Source organism: Streptomyces sp. NPDC043996, assembly GCF_056435225.1.
This window is the reverse complement of sequence record NZ_JBWKEY010000018.1, coordinates 152,439-174,753: the sequence shown is the minus strand read 5'-3', so window position 1 is coordinate 174,753 and position 22,315 is coordinate 152,439. Positions and strand designations below refer to the sequence as shown.

General features: G+C 73.5%; 22 protein-coding genes, 1 pseudogene and 1 riboswitch. Of the genes and pseudogenes, 12 read left to right on the top strand and 11 right to left on the bottom strand.

Annotated features, from left to right (window positions below; all coding sequences use genetic code 11):
- The first annotated feature begins 536 nt into the window (after positions 1-536).
- Positions 537-1,001 carry a hypothetical protein gene (locus AC07A4_RS37015; RefSeq protein ID WP_478607726.1) on the top strand — a complete coding sequence of 155 codons (465 nt, stop codon included), beginning with the start codon at positions 537-539 and terminating at the stop codon, positions 999-1,001.
- A 28-nt stretch (positions 1,002-1,029) separates the two neighbouring features.
- Here the strand turns inward: AC07A4_RS37015 and AC07A4_RS37010 are convergent, their stop codons facing one another.
- Positions 1,030-1,884 carry a nuclease-related domain-containing protein gene (locus tag AC07A4_RS37010; protein WP_478607724.1) on the bottom strand — a complete coding sequence of 285 codons (855 nt, stop codon included), beginning with the start codon at positions 1,882-1,884 and terminating at the stop codon, positions 1,030-1,032.
- 116 nt (positions 1,885-2,000) lie between these two features.
- On the opposite strand from AC07A4_RS37010, the gene AC07A4_RS37005 reads away from it, so the two are divergent.
- Entirely contained in the window at positions 2,001-6,224 is a 4,224-nt protein-coding gene (locus AC07A4_RS37005; RefSeq protein WP_478607721.1) for a trypsin-like peptidase domain-containing protein, read from the top strand.
- A 34-nt stretch (positions 6,225-6,258) separates the two neighbouring features.
- Here AC07A4_RS37005 and AC07A4_RS37000 read toward each other — a convergent pair whose 3' ends face one another.
- The 7 genes from AC07A4_RS37000 to AC07A4_RS36970 all read right to left on the bottom strand — a co-directional run bounded on the left by AC07A4_RS37000 (position 6,259) and on the right by AC07A4_RS36970 (position 11,600).
- Positions 6,259-7,077, bottom strand: coding sequence for an urease accessory protein UreD (locus tag AC07A4_RS37000; RefSeq protein ID WP_478607718.1), 819 nt, complete (start codon positions 7,075-7,077; stop codon positions 6,259-6,261).
- The gene (gene ureG, locus AC07A4_RS36995) at positions 7,074-7,760 is read right to left on the bottom strand and encodes an urease accessory protein UreG (protein WP_478607715.1); all 687 of its coding nucleotides are present in this window, start codon (positions 7,758-7,760) and stop codon (positions 7,074-7,076) included. Before ureG ends, AC07A4_RS37000 begins: the two co-directional genes overlap by 4 nt.
- Positions 7,761-7,926: 166 nt before the next feature.
- Positions 7,927-8,601, bottom strand: coding sequence for an urease accessory protein UreF (locus AC07A4_RS36990; protein WP_478607713.1), 675 nt, complete (start codon positions 8,599-8,601; stop codon positions 7,927-7,929).
- A 59-nt stretch (positions 8,602-8,660) separates the two neighbouring features.
- Positions 8,661-10,382, bottom strand: coding sequence for an urease subunit alpha (locus tag AC07A4_RS36985; protein WP_478607711.1), 1,722 nt, complete (start codon positions 10,380-10,382; stop codon positions 8,661-8,663).
- On the bottom strand, positions 10,375-10,734 hold the full coding sequence (locus tag AC07A4_RS36980; protein WP_478607708.1) for an urease subunit beta: 360 nt from the start codon (positions 10,732-10,734) through the stop codon (positions 10,375-10,377). Before AC07A4_RS36980 ends, AC07A4_RS36985 begins: the two co-directional genes overlap by 8 nt.
- Before the next feature lie 16 nt (positions 10,735-10,750).
- Positions 10,751-11,053 (bottom strand): urease subunit gamma, encoded by a 303-nt coding sequence (locus tag AC07A4_RS36975; RefSeq protein WP_478607706.1) that lies wholly within the window; start codon positions 11,051-11,053, stop codon positions 10,751-10,753.
- Between the two features lie 268 nt (positions 11,054-11,321).
- Positions 11,322-11,600 (bottom strand): type II toxin-antitoxin system Phd/YefM family antitoxin, encoded by a 279-nt coding sequence (locus tag AC07A4_RS36970; RefSeq protein ID WP_478607704.1) that lies wholly within the window; start codon positions 11,598-11,600, stop codon positions 11,322-11,324.
- A 113-nt stretch (positions 11,601-11,713) separates the two neighbouring features.
- On the opposite strand from AC07A4_RS36970, the gene AC07A4_RS36965 reads away from it, so the two are divergent.
- From AC07A4_RS36965 to AC07A4_RS36950, 4 genes are all read left to right on the top strand, one after another.
- Entirely contained in the window at positions 11,714-12,343 is a 630-nt protein-coding gene (locus AC07A4_RS36965) for an ATP-dependent Clp protease proteolytic subunit (RefSeq protein ID WP_478607702.1), read from the top strand.
- Positions 12,344-12,350: 7 nt separating this feature from the next.
- On the top strand, positions 12,351-12,668 hold the full coding sequence (locus AC07A4_RS36960; protein WP_478607699.1) for a hypothetical protein: 318 nt from the start codon (positions 12,351-12,353) through the stop codon (positions 12,666-12,668).
- A gap of 528 nt (positions 12,669-13,196) precedes the next feature.
- A riboswitch (cyclic di-AMP (ydaO/yuaA leader) is annotated at positions 13,197-13,352 on the top strand.
- Positions 13,353-13,355: 3 nt separating this feature from the next.
- A complete protein-coding gene (locus tag AC07A4_RS36955; RefSeq protein ID WP_478607698.1) occupies positions 13,356-13,832 on the top strand; it encodes a C40 family peptidase in 477 nt (158 codons plus the stop codon).
- A gap of 198 nt (positions 13,833-14,030) precedes the next feature.
- Positions 14,031-14,549, top strand: a complete 519-nt coding sequence (locus AC07A4_RS36950) for a DUF6328 family protein (RefSeq protein WP_478607697.1) — start codon at positions 14,031-14,033, stop codon at positions 14,547-14,549.
- Here the strand turns inward: AC07A4_RS36950 and AC07A4_RS36945 are convergent.
- Positions 14,509-14,622: pseudogene (locus AC07A4_RS36945) on the bottom strand (LysE family translocator); the annotation flags it as partial. The gene AC07A4_RS36950 and the pseudogene AC07A4_RS36945 overlap by 41 nt on opposite strands.
- 135 nt (positions 14,623-14,757) lie before the next feature.
- Here AC07A4_RS36945 and AC07A4_RS36940 point away from each other — a divergent pair.
- Positions 14,758-15,669, top strand: coding sequence for a LysR family transcriptional regulator (locus AC07A4_RS36940; RefSeq protein ID WP_478607695.1), 912 nt, complete (start codon positions 14,758-14,760; stop codon positions 15,667-15,669).
- 22 nt (positions 15,670-15,691) lie between these two features.
- On the opposite strand, the gene AC07A4_RS36935 is transcribed toward AC07A4_RS36940, so the two are convergent.
- Entirely contained in the window at positions 15,692-16,123 is a 432-nt protein-coding gene (locus AC07A4_RS36935) for an ATP-binding protein (RefSeq protein ID WP_478607692.1), read from the bottom strand.
- A gap of 263 nt (positions 16,124-16,386) precedes the next feature.
- Between AC07A4_RS36935 and AC07A4_RS36930 the strand changes: the two genes are divergently transcribed.
- Complete coding sequence (locus AC07A4_RS36930; protein ID WP_478607690.1) at positions 16,387-17,247, top strand: helix-turn-helix domain-containing protein; 861 nt, start codon at positions 16,387-16,389, stop codon at positions 17,245-17,247.
- A gap of 9 nt (positions 17,248-17,256) precedes the next feature.
- A complete protein-coding gene (locus AC07A4_RS36925) occupies positions 17,257-17,481 on the top strand; it encodes a DUF397 domain-containing protein (RefSeq protein WP_478607688.1) in 225 nt (74 codons plus the stop codon).
- Between the two features lie 97 nt (positions 17,482-17,578).
- Here the strand turns inward: AC07A4_RS36925 and AC07A4_RS36920 are convergent, their stop codons facing one another.
- The gene (locus AC07A4_RS36920; protein ID WP_478607850.1) at positions 17,579-18,715 is read right to left on the bottom strand and encodes an 8-amino-7-oxononanoate synthase; all 1,137 of its coding nucleotides are present in this window, start codon (positions 18,713-18,715) and stop codon (positions 17,579-17,581) included.
- A gap of 176 nt (positions 18,716-18,891) precedes the next feature.
- Here AC07A4_RS36920 and bioB point away from each other — a divergent pair, with 176 nt between their 5' ends.
- The 3 genes from bioB to bioD are packed head-to-tail and all read left to right on the top strand — an operon-like array spanning position 18,892 to position 22,071.
- On the top strand, positions 18,892-20,073 hold the full coding sequence (gene bioB, locus AC07A4_RS36915) for a biotin synthase BioB (protein ID WP_478607686.1): 1,182 nt from the start codon (positions 18,892-18,894) through the stop codon (positions 20,071-20,073).
- Positions 20,066-21,370, top strand: a complete 1,305-nt coding sequence (locus AC07A4_RS36910) for an adenosylmethionine--8-amino-7-oxononanoate transaminase (RefSeq protein WP_478607684.1) — start codon at positions 20,066-20,068, stop codon at positions 21,368-21,370. Before bioB ends, AC07A4_RS36910 begins: the two co-directional genes overlap by 8 nt.
- The gene (gene bioD / locus AC07A4_RS36905; protein ID WP_478607681.1) at positions 21,367-22,071 is read left to right on the top strand and encodes a dethiobiotin synthase; all 705 of its coding nucleotides are present in this window, start codon (positions 21,367-21,369) and stop codon (positions 22,069-22,071) included. The genes AC07A4_RS36910 and bioD overlap by 4 nt, the downstream gene beginning before the upstream one ends.
- Positions 22,072-22,315 lie beyond the last annotated feature (244 nt).

Below are 22,315 nucleotides of genomic sequence, written 5' to 3'. Positions count from 1 at the left end.
GGCGCCTTGCCGGCCGCCGCCTCCTCGTCCCCTCGGCTTCTCGAACTCCCGCTTCATGCAGCAGTGCCCGGAGACCTCGCCGCACGTTCGTCGCATCGCACGGCTTCCCTGTGCCGGCGGGGAAGACGAGCCGACTGTCCGTCCAATCTTCACCGGATGCCCGGCATGCGACCTTCTGTCGGGCCTTGTGCGCTTCGAGAACGAGGGCGGCCTGTTTCGGCATGGCCAGCGAGCGTCGGCTCTTGGTGTCGCCGTGGCGCCGTACGGAACGCCAGACGTCCACGTGCGGCTTCTTGCCGCCCGACGCGGAGAGTTTGACGCGGTTCCAAGCACGAACGCATGCGAACCATCACAGCAGGTGAGGGGCACACGGACCCGAGACCAAGCACTCCCCCACCCAAGTCCCCAAGCCGATAAGCGGTGCGGAGTGCTCCGCCCAGCGGCCGTGTCTCGGGCGCGGGGCCTAGGATCGCGCCCATCGCAGTCGTGCCGACCGGGTGCTGAGCCCGGGGGGCCAGCAGGGGCCGGAGGGCTCGGTGAGTGATGAGGGTGTTGAGGTCGACGTACTTATTCAGATGTATCGGGAGCAGCACGACCAGGCTCGCCAGTTGGAGACTCAACGGGCCACGCTCAGCAACTTGATCATTGTCATCACGTCCGCCGCGTTCGGATTCACCGCTCAGCACGGCATCGACATGATCATGCTGGTGGTGTCGCTGCCGCTGGTGGGCCTCGGGGGCTATGGGGTGCTCGCCTGTCTCAAGTACCACGAACGCTCCGTCCTACATCACAGGGCGGCGCGGGTGTTCAGCGAGAAGATCGAAGAGCGGCTGCCGTCGCTGCGCGTCGGTGACGGCTGGGCGCAGCTGCACGCGCGCCAGCGCCGTGACTTCCCGAAGGTGGTCACGGTGCGTCTGTACGCGCTGTGGATCGCGCTCCACGCGGGCGTCGCGTCGAGTGGTGCCGCCCTTTCCGTGGTGATCCTCGTGCACGAGCTGTGACCTCGGCGTCCGGTGCTTCTGGGCCGCGTCAGGCGGCTGTCCAGGCGGCGCGGTGGCGTGCCACCGTGTAGAGGGCGTTGATCTGTTCGGGCCGCAGTGCGCCGCGCAGGGGGCCGAGGGCCGACACCTCGCGCTCGCGGTACACGCGTACGGCGAGCTGCGTGGCGGACTTGTCGAGGCGGGTCACGCCGACGAAGACGAGGACGGGCTCGACCGGGACCGGGAAGTCGACGTGTCGTTCCAGGGCCTTCTGTACGCGCCGCGCCTCCGCCTTGCTCTTGCGGCCGTAGGGCTGTGGCTTGCCGTGGTTGATCCGCACCATCTCGTCACCGACCCAGACGGCCTTGCCCAAGTGGCGCTTGGTGTTGACGCAGAACACTCCGCCGGGGCCGATCAGGAGGTGGTCGATGTCCACGTTACGGGGCAGCTCTATGGAGTGCAGGACGCGCCAGCCGTAGCGAGTGAGTCGTTGTAGTTCGGCGCCGACCCGGAGTTCGCCGGCGAGCCCCTTGCGGTACGAGTCCCACTCGGTCGTGCGCCTGAGCAGCCAGTTGACGACGCGTTGGGCCGGTGTGGGCCCTTCCGCCGCGAGCAGCTTGCGCAGGCTCTCGCCGGGGCGGTTCGAGGCCAGGTCGTGCAGGGGTGTCAAGGGTGGCAAGGGGGGCAAGGGGGGCAACGTCGGTGGGCTGGGGGCTGCGGGGGTGGGGGGTGTCGCTAGGAATGCGCTCAGTAGGCGCAGCGCCTCGCGGCGGTGCGGCTCCTGGAGGATCGTGACCTTGCCCGTGCGGCGGTCGGCCCAGGCGACCGCCGTGCCGTCCGGCAGGTTCACGTAGAGGCGGTCCTTGCCGTAGCGCTTCCATGCGCTGATCTTGAGTTCGTCCACGTCTGCCCCCCCCCTGCCGCGACGGTGTCCCCTCGGACATGGCAGCAGCGGGCCGTCGTGCCCACAAGGGAGTGGGGTCCAGTACGCTTCTCGTCCTCGCGAGGGTAGGGGGCCGGGTGGCGACGCAGGGCGTGGCGTACGCGGTGGGCGCGGCATCGCGTGATGTGCGGCCCGGGCGTGACACGTGGGTGGCCGCCGTCCACGACAGCGCGCGGGACTCGCGTCCGCTGGGTTCGGGGTTCCTCATCGACCGTCGGCGGGTGCTGACGTGTGCCCATGTGGTGGGCCCGGCCTGGGGCGAGAAGGGCGGCCTGTGGGTGGCCTTTCCGATGGCCGAGGACGTCGTCGGCCACCGGGTCCCGGTGGCCGAGGTGGTCCTTCCGCCCGGCGGCGACCCCAGCGTGCGCGACGTCGCGGTCCTCTGCCTGGCCGAGGACGTGCCGGGCGGCCTCGCGGCCCCGCTGCGGCGCACGGCGCCCGCGGACCTCGTCGGCGCGAAGTGGTGGTCGTTCGGCTTCCCGGACGGCGCGCTCGGCAATTCGGCGACCGGCTCGGTGGGCGAGGCGCTCGCCCATGGGTGGATGCGCCTGGACACCCAGGAGTCCCGGTATCCGGTCAGGGGCGGCTTCAGCGGGGCGGCCGTCTGGTCGCCCGCCTACCAGGCCGTCGTCGCCATGGTGGGGCAGGCCCACAGCGCCACGGGCGACGCGCTGGCCCTGAGCCTGCGGGAGATCGACCGGCTCCTGCCCGAGCAGCGCCTCGACCGCCTCACCGCCTGGTCGCTCGACGCCGCCGACGAGACGGCGCTGACGTCCTGGGGCTGGTCCCTGCACACCGACCCCGAGGCAGGACGGCACTGGCGGCCCCGCGCCCGCGGGGTCAGCACCGACGCCGAGCAAGGCTTCCGCTTCCGGGGCCGCGCCACCGCGCTGCGCGAGATCGGCGGCTGGATCACGGCGAGCGCGCCGAGCCGCCGGGTCCTCGTGGTCACCGGCGCCCCCGGCTCCGGCAAGTCGGCGGTCCTCGGCCGTGTCATCACCACCGCCGACCCCGAAGTCGCCGCCCAGCTCCCCGCCGACGACACCGCCGTGCGCGCTCCCCTAGGCTCCGTGGCCTGCGCCGTACACGCCAAGGGCAAGACCGCGCTCGAAGTCGCCCAGGAGATCGCCCGCGCCGCCTCCGCGCCCCTGCCCCACCACCTCAGCGATCTGCTGCCCGCGCTGCGGGAGTGCCTGCGCGAGCGCGTCGGCCCCGGCTTCACGCTCGTCGTCGACGCCCTGGACGAGGCGGCGTCGCCCGCCGACGCGCGCGCCGTCGTCAGTCAGATCGTGGTTCCGCTCGTGGAGACCTGCGCCGGGCTCGGGGCGCGCGTCGTCGTCGGCACCCGGCGCCGCGACGACGCGGGCAGCCTGCTGGGTGCCTTCGGGCAGGCCGCACACGTCCTGGACCTCGACGCGCCGGAATTCTCCGCCCTCGCGGACCTCACCGCGTACGCGGTGGCGACGCTTCAGCTGCGGGGCGACGAGCGCCCCGGCAACCCGTACGCCGACCCGCGCGCCGCCCACGCGCTCGCCGAGCGGATCGCCGCCATCGCCGACGGCAACTTCCTGGTCGCCGGGCTCGTCGCGCGCGCCCACGGCCTGCACGACACCCAGGCGGTGGACCCGCTGGCCGTGTCCTTCCCCGTGACCGTGGACGCCTCGCTGCTCGCGTACTTGCGCCTGCTCCCCGAGGTGGCCGCACTCCGCGCGGAGCAGCTGCTCGTGCCCCTCGCCCACGCCGAGTCCCCCGGCCTCCCCCTCACCCTCTGGCGCACCGCCCTGACCGCCCTGTTCGGCAAGGCGCCCACCGACAACGACCTGTTCGCCTTCGCCCGCTCCTCCGCCGCCAACTTCCTCGTCGAGTCCACGGGCGAAGGACCCGACGGCGCCTCCTTCCGCCTCTTCCACCAGGCCCTCAACGAGTCCCTGCGCGCCATCCGCGCCGACATCGCGGACCTCGCCCGCGACGAACGCGCCCTCACCGACGCCTTCCGCGTCCACGGGGCACAAGGCGGCTGGGCCCGCGCGCACCCGTACCTCCTGCGCTCGCTCGCCGGACACGCGCGGCGCGGCGGCGTCATCGACGAACTCCTCACCGACGACGACTATCCGCTCCACGCCGACCTGCGCAGGCTCATCCCGCAGGCACGCCACGCGGGCACCCCCGCCGCCCGCCGGCGCGCCGAACTCCTGCGCCGCACCCCACGCGCCCTCGACGCCCCGCCACCGGAACGCGCCGCGCTGTTCAGCGTCACCGAGGTCCAGGAACGCCTCGGCTCGGCCTACCGCTCCGGCACCACGGCCAGTCCGTACCAAGCTGTCTGGTCCACCGCGCCGACCGCGCCGGAAGTGGCCATCCTGGAGGGCCACGACCGGCAGGTGGACGCGCTGTGCTTCGTCGACGACGGCGAACGCGGCGTCCTCGCCAGCGCCGACGGCGCCTCCATCCGGCTGTGGGACGTGGCCACCGGCGACACCCTCCACCTCCTGGAGGGCCGCTCGGGGCGGTGGCTCAGCGCGCTGTGCGCGGTGCCGGTCCACGGCCGTACGCTCTTGGCCGCCGGCGACGGCGACGGGGCCGTGCGGCTGTGCGACGCGGGCGTCGGCTCCGTGGTCCACACCCTGACCGGCCACGACGCGGCGGTCGACCATCTGTGCACCCTCACCCTCGCGGGGCGCGTCCTGCTGGTCAGTGCCGGGCACGACCGGCGCGTACTGGTCCGGGACCCCGAGAGCGGTGACGTCCTGGCCTCCTTCCGGGCCCGGGCGGGTCGGATCACCGGGGTGTGCGCGCTGGAGCTCGACGGCGGTCCCGTCCTCGCCATCGCGACCGCCCACGCGAAGGGCCGCGACCGGATCCGGATCTGGGCACCGGAGTCCGGCGAGACGCTCCGCACGTTCCCCGTGGACGACTTCGAGTCCGGTCGGACGCACGTCATGAAGCGCCCGCTGGCCGCCGTGCCGGGGCCGGACGGATCGCTCCTGGCCACGTGCAGCGGCTACGACAGCGTCAAGCTGTGGGACCCCCGGACCGGAACGGCCGTGGAGATCCTGCCGGTCGGCGAGGCGTTCATCCACGCGCTCTCCACCGTGCGCACCCGCGAAGGACTGCTCTTGGCGGTCGGCTACGGCGGCGACGGCGAGGGCGGCGTGGCCCTCGTGGACCCGTACACGGGCGAGACGGTGCGCTGTCTGAGCGGTCACAACGAATGGGTCAGGGCCGTGTGCGCCGTGGCGTCGCACGGCGAACTGCTGCTGGCCAGCGGGGGCGGGGACTACACCGTGCGGCTGTGGGACGTCGACGGACGCCCCGATGCGGACGGCCAAGAGGACGCGGGGAGTTGGGTGGCGTCCCTGTGCGCCCTCACGGTCGAGGGCCGGGCGCTCGTCGCGGACGACGGTCTGCGCGGCGGAGCCGTCCGCGTCCACGACGTGGCGACCGGCAGGCCGGTCGACCGCGTCCGCACCGGCTTCCGGACGATCTGGGACCTCTGCGCGGTGCGGATCGGGGACCGGGACCGCCTGGCCATCGCGGGCGACGGCGGCGGCGAGCCCGGGCTGCGGATCTGGGACCCCGTCGCCAAGGCCCTGACGTGGGCGCTGCGCGGGCTCGACGTCAGGGAGATGTGCCCGGTCGAGTACGACGGCCGACCGTGCCTGGCCGTGGCCGTCCGGGAGGCGTCGGCCACGCGCCTCTCCCTCTGGGATCCGGCGTCGGACGCTGTCATCAAGACCATCGGCAAGGGCGCGGACGTGGACGCGCACGCGCTGTGCCCGCTGCGCGTCGCCGGGCGCGACGTCATCGCGGGGCTCCGCGGCGGGTACGGCGGCACTCCCGGCCGGGTCGCCCTGTGGGACCTGGACGACGGCGAGCTGATCGCGTCCTGGGAGGTGCCGGACGAGGGCCTCTCCTCCCGCATCTTCACCCTCGCGGCCCCTGACGGCACCCTCCTGGCCGTCAAGCAGCAGGACGGCACCGACGGCGACGACGACTTCGGCAGCGGCTCGCTGTGGGGCCTCGACCCGCTCACGGGACACAGGGTCCTCGTCCGCGCGCTGCACGCGGGGTGGGTGAACGAGGTGCGCCCCGTGGAGGTCCGCGGCCGCGTCCTGGTCGCGAGCGCCGGTCAGAACGCGCGCGCCGTGGGGCTGTGGACGGCCGACACCCTGCGGCCGGTGATGGACATTCCGGTGCGCCGCGAGGCCCACGCGGTCGTCGGGGCCGACGGCCATCTCGTCGTCGGCCTGGACCGGGGCCTCATCGCCCTGCGGATCACGGACGGGGCGAGCCCTCCCTAGGGGTCCTTCTGGCGGATCTCCGCCAGAAGGACCCCTAGACCTGCTCGATGGCCGCTACCGGGTCCGGCCCGCCCCAACGCCGCAGCGCCTCGTCGAGGACGCGCCGCAGCCGCAGCGCGTCCGGCGCCACGGCGGTCACCAGGACGGCTGGTCCGGGCAGAGGCGTGAGCGCGGCGTGCTCCCCGAGGACGGCGGGGGACGGCGGCGCCGCCGCGAACTCCGGGCGTACGAGGATGAGTTGGCCCACCGCGCGCTGGCCCGCCAGGACCGCGGGGCCGTCCCAGCCACCCGGTGCGCCGGGGCCGCACGACAGCTCCTGGTCGAGCAGGAGGCGTCCGGCGTGGCGGACCGTGAGGCGGCTGCGGAGGAGGCCGGGGGGCTCGGCGGTGCGGCCGAGCACCTGTTCCTCACGCAGGGAGAGGCGACCGCCCTCGGCGACGTCCACCCGGGTGGTGACGTGGAGTTCGCTGTCCCGCACCGAGATCAACTGCTCGGGGAGCCAGTGCAGTTCGGCGTCCTCGGCCACCGTGAGGCGTACGTCGTAGCGGGCCGGGCGCCGGTCCTGGCCGGGCAGCGCGATCGTCGCCGCCGCGGAGCCGACGCGCAGCCGGGCGCCCGGCTGCGCCGCCGCCTCGACGGTGAGGTGGTCGCCGCCCAGCGGGCCGCTCATCGCGCCGACGACGAGGACGCGGGCGGCGGGGCCCGTGGCCCGGACGCGGCGCAGCGCCAGGGCGCCCTCCCCCTCCAGGACGGGCAGGGCGGTGCCGCCGCGGCCGTCGGCCCTGGCGGTCACGCGGGCCGTGGCACGGACGCCCGCGGCGCCGAGGACGTGCGGCGCCACCGTGCCGCTCACGCCGACGCGGCGACCCAGGCGGCGTACTGCGCGCGCACCCAGTCCGCCACCGCGCCCACGTGCTCCGGCGAGCGCAGCGACTGGAAGACGACCGGCAGTTCGGCGCGCTGCGCCTTGGCGTCGGCGGCCATGCGGGCCAGGTCGGAGCCCACGTACGGCGCGAGGTCGGTCTTGTTCACGATCAGCAGGTCGGCCGTCGTGACGCCGGGGCCGCCCTTGCGCGGGATGTCGTCCCCGCCCGCCACGTCGATCACGAAGATCTGGGCGTCGACTAGGCCGCGCGAGAAGGTGGCCGTCAGGTTGTCGCCGCCGGACTCCACGAGGATGAGGTCGAGCGGGCCGACCTCGTCCTCCAGGTCCTCCACCGCCTCCAGGTTCGCGGAGATGTCATCGCGGATGGCGGTGTGCGGGCACGCGCCCGTCTCCACGGCGGTGATGCGCTCCGGGGGCAGGACCGCCTCCTTGAGCAGGTACTCGGCGTCCTCGCGGGTGTAGATGTCGTTGGTGACGACCGCGAGGGACAGCTCGTCGCGCAGGGCGTGGCAGAGGGCGGCCACGGTGGCCGTCTTCCCCGAGCCCACGGGGCCGCCGAGCCCGATGCGGAGGGCTCGGCGGCGGCCGTCGGGGCGGTGCGCGTCCGCGCTGACCGCGAGGGTGTCGTCGTGGGAGTGGTCCAGGTGCATGGCGGCTGACGCTCTCTTTCGTCTTCGTTGTTGTGATCGTTGAGTTGCCTCGCGGTGCGCCCCAGGCCCGCCCCTTCCCGAACCGGGGGCTGCCGCCCCCGTCCCCCCCGCCCAACCGCGTTGGCGCTTCGCGCCTCGTCCTCAAACGCCGGACGGGCTGAGGTGTTCAGGACGCGAACAGGCGAACCGGCCACGCCGCATGGGACTCGGCCCCGATCTCAAGGAGCGGTGCCGACGCCGCGGGCAGGGCGTCCGGGCCCTCGTGCGGGACGCGGGCCGCCGCGGCCGCCGCCGCGGCGGACACGTGGTCCATCTCGTCCGCGAGCCGCGCGAGCACCGCCGTGGCCTCGAAGGGGTCGAGGCTGAGGAGGCGCACCACCGCCGTGGCCGGGCCGCTGACGCTCTCGTACGCCGCGCAGTACGCCGCGTCCGTGCCGTCGAGGCCCGCCGCGCGCGCGGCGAGGCCGAGGACGACCGGCTGGTGGGCGCCTTTGGGGAAGGCGCGGGCCAGCGCGTCGAGTTCGGGCGAAGGCCAGGCGGCGCGCGCCGCCCGCAGCAGCTGCCGCCCCAGCTTGCGGGCGGCGCCGCGCAGCGCCAGGGACGGCGTCCTGGCGTCGGCGGCCTCGTCGAGGGCGACGGGGTCGGCGCCGAGCGCGGCCGCCGCGGCGAGCGCGGCGGACACAAGGCCCGTGGTGTGCAGCCGCCCCCGGCAGAACTCCGCCAGGCTCCCGGCCCCGGTGATCCGCCCGGCCTTGACGGCCGCCTCGGCGCCGCCGGAGTGCGCGTGCCCCCCGGCGGGGAAGCGGCCGTCGGCGAGGACGAGCAGTGCCGCTCGCGTCATGGCGCACCCGCCCGTCTGGAAGTCATGACGTACCCACCCGTCTGGAAGAGGAAGTACCACTAGAAGAGGAAGTACCGCTGGGCCAGCGGCAGTTCGCTCGCCGGTGCCGGTTCCACGAGTTCGCCGTCGATGGTGACGGCGAAGCTGTCGGGGGCGACCTCGACCCGGGGCAGGGCGTCGTTCTCGCGCATGTCGGCCTTCGTGCGTCCGCGCGTGGAGCGGATGGCGACGAACGGGCGGTCCAGGGCGAGGCGTTCGGGGAGGCCGTCGTCCAGGGCGGAGCGGGTGACGAAGGTGAGGGAGTTGCGCGCGGGCGCCCTGCCGTGGGCGCCGAACATCCGGCGGGGCAGGACCGGCTGTGGCGTCGGGATGGAGGCGTTCGCGTCGCCCATCTGCGCGTAGGCGATCTGCCCGCCCTTCAGCACCACCTGCGGTTTGACGCCGAAGAACGCCGGGTCCCACAGGACCAGGTCGGCCAGTTTGCCGGTCTCGACGGAGCCGACCTCGTGCTCGATGCCCTGGGCGATGGCGGCGTTGATCGTGTACTTGGCGACGTACCGGCGGGCGCGGTGGTTGTCGGCGCGGGTGTCACCGCTCAGGGCGCCCCGGCGGCGCTTCATGACGTGCGCCGTCTGCCAGGTGCGCAGGACGACCTCGCCGACCCGTCCCATCGCCTGGGAGTCGGACGACATGATGGAGATGGCGCCGATGTCGTGGAGGATGTCCTCCGCCGCGATCGTCGACGGGCGGATGCGGGACTCGGCGAAGGCCAGGTCCTCCGGCACGGACGGGTTGAGGTGGTGGCAGACCATCAGCATGTCGAGGTGTTCCTCGACGGTGTTGACGGTGTGCGGCCGGGTCGGGTTGGTCGAGCTGGGGAGCATGTTCGGCAGCGAGACCGCGGTGATCATGTCGGGGGCGTGGCCGCCGCCCGCGCCCTCGACGTGGAAGGCGTGCAGCGTCCGGCCGCCGACGGCGTCGAAGGTGGCGTCGACGAAGCCCGCCTCGTTCAGGGTGTCGGTGTGGACGGCGAGTTGGGCGCCGGTCTCCTCGCAGACGTTCAGACAGGCGTCGATGACGGCGGGCGTCGCGCCCCAGTCCTCGTGGATCTTGAAGCTGACGGCGCCCGCGCGCAGCTGCGCGTGCAGGGAGTCCGCGTTCGTCGTGTTGCCCTTGCCGAGGAGGCCGATGTTGACGGGGCTGTCGGCCAGCGACGCGAACATCCGTGCCAGGTGCCAGGCCCCCGGTGTGATGGTCGTGGCCTTGCTGCCCTCGGCGGGCCCGGTGCCGCCGCCGAAGAGCGTGGTGACGCCGGAGGCCAGGGCCTCGTCGACGATGGTCGGCGAGATGAAGTGGATGTGCGTGTCGATGCCACCCGCGGTGAGGATCTTGCCGTTGCCCGCGATGACCTCGGTCTCGGGGCCGATGACGAGGTCGGGGTGCACTCCGTCCATGGTGTCGGGGTTGCCCGCCTTGCCGATGCCCGTGACCCGGCCGTCGCGGATGCCGACGTCGGCCTTGACGACGCCCCAGTGGTCGAGGACGACCGCCCCGGTGATGACGGTGTCGGGTGCGCCCTCGGCGCGGGTCGTCCGGGACTGGCCCATCGACTCGCGGATGACCTTGCCGCCGCCGAACACCGCCTCGTCGCCGGAGCGTCCGGGGCCGCCGGAGCGGTCCTCCTCGATCTCCACGAGCAGATCGGTGTCGGCGAGGCGGATGCGGTCGCCGGTGGTCGGGCCGAACAGATCGGCGTACGCGGCACGGGAGAGCTCAGGCACGGGTGGCTCCGTTCGCGTCGAGGGCGCCGCCGGTCTCGCCGCGCAGCCCGGGGACGATCCGGGCGCCCGCGAGGGGGACGAGTTCCACGTCGACGGGGATGCCGGGCTCGAAGCGGACGGCGGTGCCCGCGGCGACGTTCAGGCGCTTGCCGCGGGCGGCGGCGCGGTCGAAGTCGAGGCCCGGGTTGGCCTCGGCGAAGTGGTAGTGGGAGCCGACCTGGACGGGCCGGTCGGCGGCGTTCAGGACGGTGAGGCGGGTGGTCTCGCGGCCCTCGTTGAAGGGGACGGGTCCTTCGGCGAAGAGGATCTCGCCGGGCACGAGGGGCGCGCCCAGGGGGGCTCGGGACGTCATGGGGCGCGAACCCCTTTCACACGATGGGGTCATGGACGGTGACGAGCTTGGTGCCGTCCGGGAAGGTCGCCTCGACCTGGACGTCGTGGATCATCTCGGGGATGCCGTCCATGACGTCGTCGCGGGTGAGCACCGTACGGCCCGAGGACATGAGGTCGGCGACGCTGCGGCCGTCCCTGGCGCCCTCCAGGATGTGCGACGTGATGAGGGCGATCGCCTCGGGGTGATTGAGCCTCAGGCCGCGCGCCTTGCGCTTCTCGGCCACGTCGGCGGCCACATGGATGAGCAGTCTCTCCTGCTCGTGCGGGGTCAGTCGCACGTCCCACCTCACAGTCCTCGCTCCGGACCGTGCGGGGTCCGGCTGCCGCCGCCACCGCGACGGGCTTGCGCGACGGGTTTAGATGTAACACGCAGCGACTTGCGTGCCGGTGTCCACTGTCGCTTACGGAATCCCCAGGTGGCGTGGCTGGGCAGGCTAGTTGGGCGGAGTTTCAGCGAGGTTAACCAGCCTTTGACCCGATCATGACTGTCCGTAGGGACGGGCCATACCTGGCGGGGCGCGGGGCCTGGCGCGCGCCGGGCGCGCCCTAACTCACGTGCGGCCCACGGTGCTCGGCCGCGATCCCGAAGCGCCGCCGCTCCCCGGCGGCGGACGCCGTCGCGCCGATCGACGACACCGAGCTGATCACCTGCTCCTGCTGGGGCTCCTCGGCCTCCTCCAGGCGCCGCAGGTCATCGGCGGACACCAGGGCCACGAGCGGCTTGCCGTGCCGCGTGACGACCACGCGCTCACCGCCGTACACCACGCGGTTGATCAGGTCGGCGAGCTCTGCGCGGGCTTGCGTCACCGGAATCTCGTAGGCCATGGGTCCATCATAACGTCACGTACGTCCTGTACATTTTTTACAGAGGCCGCCGCAGCGGCCTCCAAAGGCCGCGCCCTGCCCAGCGGCGGCCACACACAGTCAGGAGACGCGTCATGCACGGACCGTTCGCCCGCCACGTCCTGCCCGAGTTCCATGAGCGCACCAGCGCGGGCTCGCGCACCCTCGATCCGTACTCCAAGCTCCTGGAGGAGCGGATCGTCTTCCTGGGCACCCCGGTCGACGACGTCTCGGCGAACGACGTGATGGCGCAGGTCCTCTATCTGGAGCACGCGGCGCCGGACCGGGACATCTCGCTGTACATCAACTCGCCGGGCGGCACCTTCAGCGCCACCACGGCGATCTACGACACGCTCCAGTACGCGTCGTGCGACGTGGAGACGGTCTGCCTGGGCCAGGCCACGGCCGCGGCCGCCGTCCTGCTCGCCGCGGGCACCCCGGGCAAGCGGTCGATCCTGCCCGGCGCCCGCGTCCTGCTCCAGCAGCCCGGACTCCCCGAGCCGGTGCGCGGCCAGCCGACCGACCTGGCGATCCGGGCCGAGGAACTGCGGCGCACCCGCGCGCTCCTGGAGGAGATGCTCGTACGGCACACGGGGCGCGCCGCGGCACAGGTCGCCGCCGACATCGAGCGGGACACGGTGCTCGACGCCGCGGCCGCGGTCGAGTACGGCCTGGTGGACCGGGTCGTGCCGAGCCGCAAGGGCACGCGCCCGGACGCGGGGTGAGCCGGCGGTGCTGCCTCCCGAACCGCCGCCGCTGCCCGCGCTGACCCGCGCCGAGGGCGAGCTCGTCGACGCCTATCTCGCGGTCGTGGACCTCGTCGGGCGGATCAACCCGGCCCGCGCCGAGCACACCTACGGCGGCCTGCGCGCCGCCCAGGCCCTGGTCGCCCGCGCCACCGAACTCCGGGACGCGCTGACATTGATGCACCAGCGGGGCGAGAGCGAAGTGCACGCGCCGACGCTCGCGCGGGCGCTGCGCGTCCTGGACGGGGAGCGGCGCGCGGCGCGCGTGACGGTGCCACCGGCGGCACCGGCACCGCCGGGGTGAGGGTCCGTCATGATTCCGTCCGATTCCTGCCCCACGTCAGGCCGCCGCGTGCCACACTTCAGGCCAGCCCACCTCGTCCTTTCGGCCCGGCCGTGATGTGCGCCGGTCGCACCGGCCGCGCTTGAGCGCGCCCCGGACCCAGCGCGCCCGCGCCGTCCGTCCGTCGCGGGCAGGTGCGTCTGCCGTGCCGTGTCCGTGATCACCCCGGCGGCGACCAGACAAGATCGCCCGTTCGGCGTAGCCCGCACTCGCCCAAGCGACCCCCCGAAGGTGCTCAACTCCCTTACGCGACAGGGGGAATCGGGCGTTCCGGCGCTGATGGGGCAATCGTCTCCGAGTGTGACCTAGACCCCATTCGGGCTCTGTCCACCGGAACGGGTCAGCCGTGAGGAGCCTCACATACCGCCGATCCGGCTCGGTTTTTTCGCCTCTCTCGGGTGAAGATCCCTTCCGACGACAAGCCCCCGCCACAGGCGGCGGGGCGATCCGGGCGGACGCCGAGTCCTGCCGCCGCCCGGATGCCCGGTCGACATCTGTGCACCGGCAGGAGTGGAGGACCCAGCAAGGCGGGCCGTCCGGCGCAGGCCGGTTCGGTCCTTGGGGTGAAGTCGCATCACGCGGCCGGGCATCTTCGCCTGCCCGAACCCGACAGGTCATCCTTCACAGGCGGCTGACGAAGGGTTGCGCATGACCGCGCTGCATCGTGTTCCGTCGCTGCTGACGAGGGCCGGAACGGCTTCGGCTCTCACGCTCGCCGCCGTGGGCGGCACCATCGTGGCCCCCGGACTCACGGGGACCGCGGAAGCGGCCACCTCGCACGGAACGAAGGCGCTCAAGATCGCGGCGTCCAAGAAGGGCTCCCCGTACAGCTACGGCGCCGTCGGACCCAACCGGTTCGACTGCTCGGGCCTGACGCTCTACTCGTACAAGCGCGTCGGCAAGAAGCTGCCGCGCACCGCCGCACAGCAGTACAACAAGACCCGCTATGTCTCCAAGGGCAACCGCACCCGCGGTGACCTGGTGTTCTTCCACTCCGGCCGGAGTGTTTACCACGTCGGCATATACGCCGGGAAGGGCAAGATCTGGCACGCCCCCAAGCGGGGCACCGTGGTGCGGCTCGAGAAGATCTGGACCAACCAGGTCACGTACGGCCGGGTCCGGTAACCCGCCCCGCGGGCGGCGCCACGGCCACCCGGCCGACCGGCACCACCTGCTTCAGGCGCCCCTGAGCGCCCGCCGCCGTCCGTTTCAGGGCACGGACGGCGGCACCCCCTCCTGAATAGCCCCGTGACCGCCCGATGACCCGCCCGGCCCCCCGCAAGTCAGGGGCGTGGAGCGACCCGGCGCGGATACTCGTGGACCATGGCCGACCATCACCCCCACGGGGCGGGCACCCCGAGACCCGGTGCCTCGCGGCACAGCCGCAACGAGACACCGCTGGAGCGGGCCGACCGCAACTTCTCCGAGCTGCTCCAGGAACTGAGGGTCACCCAGACCGGTGTGCAGATCCTCTTCGCGTTCCTGCTCACCCTCGCCTTCACCCCGCGCTTCCCGTCCCTCGACGCCGTGCAGCGCGCCACGTACGTCATCACGCTGCTCCTCTCGGTGCTCGCCGCCGCGCTTTTCACCGCGCCCGCGGCAGTGCACCGCGGGCTGTTCCAGCGGGGCGCCAAGCCCCTCGTCGTGCGGGTGTCCTCGCGGCTCGCCGGAGTCGGCCTCGGCGTCCTTGTCCTCGCGCTCACCGGGTCCGTCCTGCTCGTCGTCGACGTGGCGTCGGGGCGCGCGGAGGGCGTGGCCGCCGCCGTCGGCACGTTCTGCGTATGCGCCGGGCTGTGGGGCGTGCTGCCCCGGCTCGTCGGGCGCGCCAACGGCAGGCAGTGACGGTGAAGTCCGCGCCCGGGATGGCGACCATGCCCGCGGCGACGCCGGTGAAGGCGGCCAGTGAAGCGTCCATGCGGCAAGGCTGCCTCGGCTCGCCCTTCAGCGGGTATGTGCGATTTCCTGGGGCTTCCTAAAGCAATGGTTAAGGCCTCGGCGGGGGTAGTATCCGGCGCCGATCACCGCTGTCCGGGCCTTTGGAGGCACCGCCATGTACGACCCGACGCGCCTGGCCGCGCTCGTGGCGGTCGCCGAGGCCGGGTCCATCACCCGCGCCGCCGAGCGCCTCGGCTACACCGTGCCCGCGCTCTCCCAGCAGCTGGCCAAGCTGGAGCGGGAGGCCGGGGCCGCGCTGCTCGTGCGCCACCACCGCGGCGCCCGGCTCACCGGCGCCGGTGAGCTGCTCGTGGGGCACGCCCGGCGCGTCCTCGACGAGATGGAGCGCGCCCGGCACGAACTGGCGCGGCTCGCGGGCCTGTCCGGCGGGCGCCTTCGGATCGGCACGTTCACGACGGCGGGGACCCAGCTGCTGCCGCCGGTGTTCACGGCCTTCCGCAGGGCCCACCCGGACGTCGAGCTGACGGTCGCGGACTACGAACCGCCGCTGGGCGTCGCGGCGGTCGCGGCCGGGGAGGCCGATCTGGCCCTGACGCACACCTATGAGCCCGCAGACCTGCCGCCGCCGCCCAGGTCGGTGGCCCTGGAGCCGGTCCTGGTGGAGGAGGTGGTGCTCATCACCGCGCCCGGGCACGTGCTCGCGGGCGGCACCGGCAGGCTGCCGCTGACCGGGCTCGCGGGGCAGCCGCTGGTCAGCATGGCGCCCGGGCACCCGTCGCGCCGCCCGGTGGAGGCGGCCCTGGCGCGCGCCGGGGCCGCGCCTTCGGTGCTCGTCGACTCCCCGGACTACGCGCTGGTGTGCGCCCTGGTGAGCGCCGGGCTCGGGGTCGCGGTGGTCCCGGAGATGGTGGGCCGCACCACCTCGACCCCCGTCGGCGTCCGGCGGCTGGACCCGGGCGACCTGCGCCGCGTCATCTCCGTCGCGCACCGGGCCGGCGAGCCGACCCCGGCCGCGGACAGCTTCCGGGCCCTGCTGCGCGGGTCGTTCGGGCGCTTCGCCGGCTGACCGGCGCGCGCCCGGGGCGCCCTCAGCTCTGGACCGGCACCGACCACGGCAGCGTGATCCACACCGTCTTGCCGCCCTCCGGCGTGGGGCGGACGGCGAGTCTGCCGCCGCACTCGGCGGTCAGCCAGCGGATGATGACCATCCCGCGGCCGTTGTCCTGCTGCACGGCGGCGGGCAGGCGCTGGGGGAAGCGGGGGTGGCTGTCGGTGACGCCGATGCGCAGCCGCTCGTCCCGGTCGAGCTGGACGTCGACGGTGAACGTGGGCGAGAGGCCGAGGGTGTGCTGCACGGCGTTGGTGGCGAGCTCGGAGACGATCAGCCGCACGGTGTCGGCCACCTCGTCGTCCGCGGGCAGGCCCCACTCGATGAGGATGTCCCCCACGTAACGGCGAGCGGCGGAGACCGAGAGTGGATCGCTCGGCAGAGTGATTGATGCTTCCTGATGGTCTGCCATGGCGGCGCCGTCCCTTTCCCGCCGGGACCGGTACTCCGACGCGTGGCGGAAGCACTCGGGAACCGTCCCGGAGCTGGTGCTACGCGCCAGATTGCCACTCCCTGACGGCCCGCGCCCTGCGATCCACCGAGATGTGCATATATCTGTCGCTCGAAGCGGTGAACTCTGCGACGGCAGACCGTATTTGGGCGCCACACTGGCGGTTCCTCTACTGTCCCCTACGGTTGGCGCGGACCTCCGGAAGAGCCCAGAAGGAGACTGCCATGCAGTACGGCCCCGCGGTGCGCCGTCGCAAGCTCGGCGCGGAATTGCGGGCGCTGCGCGCCGAGGCCGGACTCACCAGCGGCGAGGCCGCCTCGCTCGTCGGCTGGCACCAGTCGAAGGTGAGCCGGATCGAGACGGGCCGCAGCGGGGTGAAGGCCGCGGACGTACGGCTGCTGCTCGAAGCGTACGGGGTCCAGGACCCGCACCTGCGGGAGCTGCTGGCCGCGCTCGCGGGCGGGGACGACGAGCACGGGCGCCACCACTGGTGGCACGCCTACCGGGGCCTGCTCCCGCCCGCCTACCGCGACTTCATCAGCCTGGAGTCGCAGGCCTGCCGGGTGCGCACGCTGGAGACGACGGTGGTGCCCGGCCTGCTCCAGACGCCTGAGTACGCCCGCGCGGTGACACGTGCCGCGCTCGGCGGGCTGCCCGAGGAACAGGTCGAGGCCCTGGTCCAGGTGCGCCTCGCCCGTCAGGACGTGCTGCGCCATGAGCCGCCGCTGCGGCTGAGCGTCATCCTCGACGAGGCGGTGCTGCGGCGGCGGGTGGGCGGTCCGGACGTGCTCGCCGGGCAGGTGCGGCGGTTACTGGACGCGGCTCGGCTGCCCCAAGTCCGGCTCCAGGTACTCCCGTTCGCCTCGGGAGAGCACATCGGACTGATCGGCCCTTTCGTTATTCTCTCCTTTCCGAACATTTCTGATCTGGATGTGGTTGTTCTCGACCACTTGACGAGTAGCCTCTACCTGGAACGGAAAGAAGACCTCCAGGCGTACTCCGACGCCTTCCACTCTCTTCAGGGACAGGCGCTTTCCGTTCAGGATTCAATGGATTTCATCGCCGGATTAGGTGACGGCGCGTAAGGAGGCACCATGACTGCACTGCCTCGGTACGTTCCCTCCAGCACGTCTCTCAGGGACGCGCGGTGGCGGCGCAGCAGCCGCAGCAACGGGATGAACAACTGTGTGGAGACAGCACCGCTCGGCTCGGGCCCGCTCGCGGGCCTGTGCGCGGTGCGCGACTCGAAGGACACGGCGGGCCCTGCCGTGCTCTTCTCCCCCACGGCCTGGGAGGACTTCATCGACGCCCTTCGGTGAGGACTCACGGCCCTGAGCACAGCTCTCGGCCCTGAGGTGAGGCCAGAGTGAGCGCGCCGGACCCTGGACCCCGGTCGTAGGTGCCCGATCTCAGGTGTCAGGGTGCGGTGCGGCTGATCACATCGACGACCTCCGCGACCTGTGTGTCGCTCAGGTCCGCGCGTGCGGTCAGCCGCAACCGCGAGATCCCGTCGGGGACCGACGGCGGACGGAAGCAGCCCACCACCAGACCCGCCTCCCGGCAGTCGGCCGCCCAGCGCACCGCCGCCGACGGCGAGGGGGCGCGCACCGAGACGACGGCGGCGTCCGGACGTACCGCCGTGAACCCCTCCCGCACCAGACCCTCGTGCAGCAGCGCCGCCACGGCGCGTGCGCGCGGGGCGCGCTCGGGCTCCCGGCGCAGCAGCCGCAGCGCCGCGAGGGCCGCCCCGGCCGCCGCGGGCGCGAGGCCCGTGTCGAAGATGAACGTCCGGGCGGTGTTGACCAGGTGCTCGATCACCCGGGGCGGGCCGAGCACGGCCCCGCCCTGGCTGCCCAGGGACTTCGAAAGGGTGACGGTGGCCACCGCGTCGGGCGCACCCGCGACCCCGGCCGCGTGCGGGGCGCCCCGGCCGCCGTCGCCGAGCACGCCGAGCCCGTGGGCGTCGTCGACGACGAGCCCGGCGCCGTACTCGCGGCAGACGGCGGCGAGTTCGGCGAGCGGCGCGGCGTCGCCGTCCACCGAGAACACCGAGTCCGTCACGGCGATCGCGGGCCCGTCGTGGGTGCCGAGCGCCTTGCGCAGCGCGTCGGGGTCGGCGTGCGCCACCACCTGGGTGGTGCCGCGCGCCAGGCGGCAGCCGTCGATCAGGGAGGCGTGGTTGGCCGCGTCCGAGGCGACCAGCGAGCCGTGCGGGGCGAGCGCGGTGACGGCCGCGAGGTTCGCCGCGTACCCGGAGGACAGCACGAGCGCCGACTCGAAGCCGCAGAACGCGGCGAGCTCGCGCTCCAGTTCCGCGTGCAGCTCGGTGGAGCCCGTCACCAGGCGCGATCCGGTCGCGCCTCCGCCCCAGCGGCGGGCGGCGGCCGCGGCGCCCTCGATGACCTCCGGGTGCCGGGCGAGGCCCAGATAGTCGTTGCCCGCGAGGTCGAGCAGTACGGATTCGGCCGGGCGGGGGCGCAGGCCGCGCACCAGGCCCGCGCGCTCCCGCTCCCGGGCCCGCGCGTCGATCCAGTCGAACGCCGCGCTCGCCATGAGAGCCTCCAGGTCGTCGTCCGCGCGGGGCACGCGGAGAGTGCGTTTGTAGACAGTGCACAGACCCTAGCCGCCGCACCACCAGGCCATGGTGTGGCAATACCCACACCTGTCCTTGCTTCTGTTGTGTGGTTTCTCCATGGTCAGAAAGACTGGCGTACGTCAGGATCGGCGCCATGACTCTGCTCAACACGCTGGTGGACAAGGGGCTTCGGCGCGAGCTGCCGACCCGCGACGAGGCGCTGGCCGTCCTCGCGACCTCCGACGACGACCTGCTCGACGTGGTGGCGGCGGCCGGAAAGGTGCGGCGCCATTGGTTCGGACGCCGGGTGAAGCTCAACTACCTGGTCAACCTGAAGTCGGGCCTGTGCCCCGAGGACTGCTCGTACTGCTCCCAGCGGCTCGGCGCGGAGACCGGCATCCTCAAGTACACCTGGCTGAAGCCGGACGAGGCCTCCAAGGCCGCGGCGGCCGGGCTCGCGGGCGGCGCCAAGCGGGTCTGCCTGGTGGCCAGCGGCCGCGGGCCGACGGACCGGGACGTCGACCGCGTCTCGAACACCATCAAGGCGATCAAGGAACAGAACGAGGGCGTCGAGGTGTGCGCCTGCCTCGGTCTGCTCTCCGACGGCCAGGCGGAGCGGCTGCGCGGCGCGGGCGCCGACGCGTACAACCACAACCTGAACACGTCGGAGTCGACGTACGGCGACATCACCAAGACGCACACCTACGCCGACCGCGTCGACACCGTGCAAAAGGCCCACGCGGCGGGGCTCTCCGCCTGCTCGGGGCTGATCTCCGGCATGGGCGAGACGGACGAGGACCTGGTCGACGTCGTGTTCGCGCTCCGCGAGCTGGACGCGGACTCGGTGCCGGTGAACTTCCTGATCCCCTTCGAGGGCACGCCGCTGGCCAAGGAGTGGAACCTCACGCCGCAGCGCTGCCTGCGCATCCTGGCCATGGTCCGGTTCGTCTGCCCGGACATCGAGGTCCGCATCGCGGGCGGCCGCGAGCTGCACCTGCGCACGCTGCAGCCCCTCGCCCTGCACCTCGCCAACTCGATCTTCCTCGGGGACTACCTGACCAGCGAGGGCCAGGCGGGCAAGGCCGACCTGGAGATGATCGCGGACGCCGGTTTCGAGGTGGAGACCACGGAGCAGACGACGCTGCCGGAGCACCGGCGTCGCGGCGGCTGCGGTTCCGTGTGCGGATCGCAGGACGACGCGGGGTGCGGCACCCACGAAGAGCCCGCGGTGGCCGCGGCGGCCGGGGCGGCGGCCGAGGAGAAGTCCGCCGCGCGCACGGACCTGGTGGCGGTGCGCCGTCGGGGCGCGGGGACGGACGTGGCGCCCAATGCCTGACGTCAAGGAGATCGGCGAGATCCTCGCGCTCGACCGCGCGCACGTCTGGCACCCCTACGGGCCGATGCCCGGGCGCCAGGAGCCACTGGTCGTGGAGTCGGCCGCCGGGGTGCGGCTGCGGGTCGCGGGCGTCGGCGAGCTCGTCGACGGCATGTCGTCGTGGTGGTCGGCCATCCACGGCTACAACCACCCCGTCCTCAACGAGGCGGTGCGCGGCCAGCTGGACCGCATGAGCCACGTCATGTTCGGCGGGCTCACCCACGAGCCCGCCGTGCGGCTCGCCAAGCGGCTCGTCGACCTGACGCCGGACGGCCTGGAGCACGTCTTCCTGTCCGACTCCGGCTCGGTGTCCGTCGAGGTCGCGGTCAAGATGTGCCTCCAGCACTGGCGCTCCGTCGGCAGGCCAGAGAAGCAGCGGATGCTCACCTGGCGCGGCGGCTACCACGGGGACACCTGGCAGCCGATGGCCGTGTGCGACCCCCAGGGCGGCATGCACTCCCTGTGGCAGGGCGTGCTCCCCCAGCAGGTGTTCGCGGACCTGCCCCCGGCCGGGTTCGACGCGTACGACGCCGCGTACGCGGAGCACCTCCACGACGTGATCGGCCGGCACGCCCACGAACTGGCGGGCGTGATCGTCGAGCCGGTGGTGCAGGGCGCGGGCGGCATGCGCTTCCACTCGCCGCGCTATCTGCGGGCGCTGCGCGAGGCGTGCGACGCGCACGACGTGCTGCTGGTGTTCGACGAGATCGCGACGGGATTCGGCCGTACGGGCGCGCTGTTCGCCGCCGACCACGCGCGCGTCACGCCCGATGTGATGTGCCTGGGCAAGTCCCTGACCGGCGGCTATCTCACGATGGCGGCGACGCTGTGCACGCCGCGCGTCGCCGAAGGCATCGCGCGCGGCGAGGTCCCGGTCCTCGCGCACGGGCCCACCTTCATGGGCAATCCCCTGGCCGCCGCGGTGGCGAACGCCTCGATCGACCTGCTGGTCGGCCAGGACTGGGGGACCGAGGTGAAGCGGATCGAGGTGGGCCTGCGGGCCGCGCTCGCCCCGGCCGCGGAGCTTGGGTACGTCCGTGACGTACGGGTCCTGGGCGCGCTCGGCGTCGTCCAGCTGGACCACCAGGTCGACATGGAGGCGGCGACGCGGGCCGCCGTGGCCGCGGGCGCGTGGGTGCGGCCGTTCCGCGACCTCATCTACACGATGCCGCCCTTCATCACCTCCGACGAGGACGTGGCCCTGCTCGGGCGCGCGGTGTGCGCGGCGGCCCGGGCGAGCGGCGAGGAGCGGGCGTGAGCGTCATCGTGGTGTCCGGCACGGGCACGGAGATCGGCAAGACCGTGACGACGGCGGCCGTCGCCGCCCTCGCGCTCGCCGCGGGGCGGAGCGTGGCGGTCCTGAAGCCCGCGCAGACCGGGGTCGGCCCCGGTGAGCCGGGGGACGTCGCCGAGGTGCGGCGGCTCGCGGGCGACGGCGTCACCGGCGTCGAACTCGCCCGCTTCCCCGAGCCGCTGGCTCCGTCGACGGCCGCGCGCCGGGCGGGGCTCGCCCCCGTCAGGCCCGCCGATGTCGCCGAGGCCGCGCGGAAGCTGGCCGCCTCGCACGACCTCGTCCTCATCGAGGGCGCCGGCGGGCTGCTCGTCCACCTCGACGAGACGGGGGCGAACCTCGCGGACGTGGCGCGGGAGCTCGGCGCGCCGGTGCTCGTCGTCACGACGGCCGGGCTCGGCACGCTCAACGTGACGCAGCTGACGGGCGAGGCCCTGCGGGCGCGCGGCGTCGACCAGCTCGGCGTGGTGATCGGGAGCTGGCCCGCCGCGCCGGATCTCGCGTCGCGGTGCAACGTCGAGGAGCTGGCGGGGATGGCGGGGGCGCCGCTGCTCGGGGCGGTGCCCGAGGGGGCCGGGGCGCTGGACCCGACGGCGTTCCGCGGGGCGGCGAGCGGGTGGCTGGGGCCGGAGCTCGGGGGTGTGTGGGGCGGGGGTTCGCTGCCCTAGACAGGCTGCCCCGGGGGGGCGGGGTTTCCCGAGGGGGCAGCCCCGCCCCCGGGGAGGCGTGGTTTCCCGAGGGGGCAGCCCCGCCCCCGGGGAGGCGTGGTTTCCCGGGGGGCAGCCCCTCCCCGGGGAGGCGGGGTTTCCCGGGGGGGGCAGCCCCGCCCCAGAGCCACCGTGCGTCGCCCGCCGGGGCCGCCCCGCGCCGGCGGCTGGTTGGGGGCGCTCCGCAAGGGGGAAGAACCAGCCA

Excerpts from the sequence above, each read along its gene's own strand:
- AC07A4_RS36925 (WP_478607688.1), top strand. The coding sequence starts at position 17,257 with ATGACTGCACTGCCTCGGTACGTTCCCTCCAGCACGTCTCTCAGGGAC.
- AC07A4_RS36935 (WP_478607692.1), bottom strand. The coding sequence starts at position 16,123 with ATGGCAGACCATCAGGAAGCATCAATCACTCTGCCGAGCGATCCACTC.
- ureG (WP_478607715.1), bottom strand. The coding sequence starts at position 7,760 with ATGCACCTGGACCACTCCCACGACGACACCCTCGCGGTCAGCGCGGAC.
- AC07A4_RS36930 (WP_478607690.1), top strand. The coding sequence starts at position 16,387 with ATGCAGTACGGCCCCGCGGTGCGCCGTCGCAAGCTCGGCGCGGAATTG.
- AC07A4_RS36940 (WP_478607695.1), top strand. The coding sequence starts at position 14,758 with ATGTACGACCCGACGCGCCTGGCCGCGCTCGTGGCGGTCGCCGAGGCC.
- AC07A4_RS36970 (WP_478607704.1), bottom strand. The coding sequence starts at position 11,600 with ATGGCCTACGAGATTCCGGTGACGCAAGCCCGCGCAGAGCTCGCCGAC.
- AC07A4_RS36950 (WP_478607697.1), top strand. The coding sequence starts at position 14,031 with ATGGCCGACCATCACCCCCACGGGGCGGGCACCCCGAGACCCGGTGCC.
- AC07A4_RS36990 (WP_478607713.1), bottom strand. The coding sequence starts at position 8,601 with ATGACGCGAGCGGCACTGCTCGTCCTCGCCGACGGCCGCTTCCCCGCC.
- AC07A4_RS36955 (WP_478607698.1), top strand. The coding sequence starts at position 13,356 with ATGACCGCGCTGCATCGTGTTCCGTCGCTGCTGACGAGGGCCGGAACG.
- bioB (WP_478607686.1), top strand. The coding sequence starts at position 18,892 with ATGACTCTGCTCAACACGCTGGTGGACAAGGGGCTTCGGCGCGAGCTG.
- AC07A4_RS36980 (WP_478607708.1), bottom strand. The coding sequence starts at position 10,734 with ATGACGTCCCGAGCCCCCCTGGGCGCGCCCCTCGTGCCCGGCGAGATC.
- AC07A4_RS36920 (WP_478607850.1), bottom strand. The coding sequence starts at position 18,715 with ATGGCGAGCGCGGCGTTCGACTGGATCGACGCGCGGGCCCGGGAGCGG.
- AC07A4_RS36910 (WP_478607684.1), top strand. The coding sequence starts at position 20,066 with ATGCCTGACGTCAAGGAGATCGGCGAGATCCTCGCGCTCGACCGCGCG.
- AC07A4_RS36965 (WP_478607702.1), top strand. The coding sequence starts at position 11,714 with ATGCACGGACCGTTCGCCCGCCACGTCCTGCCCGAGTTCCATGAGCGC.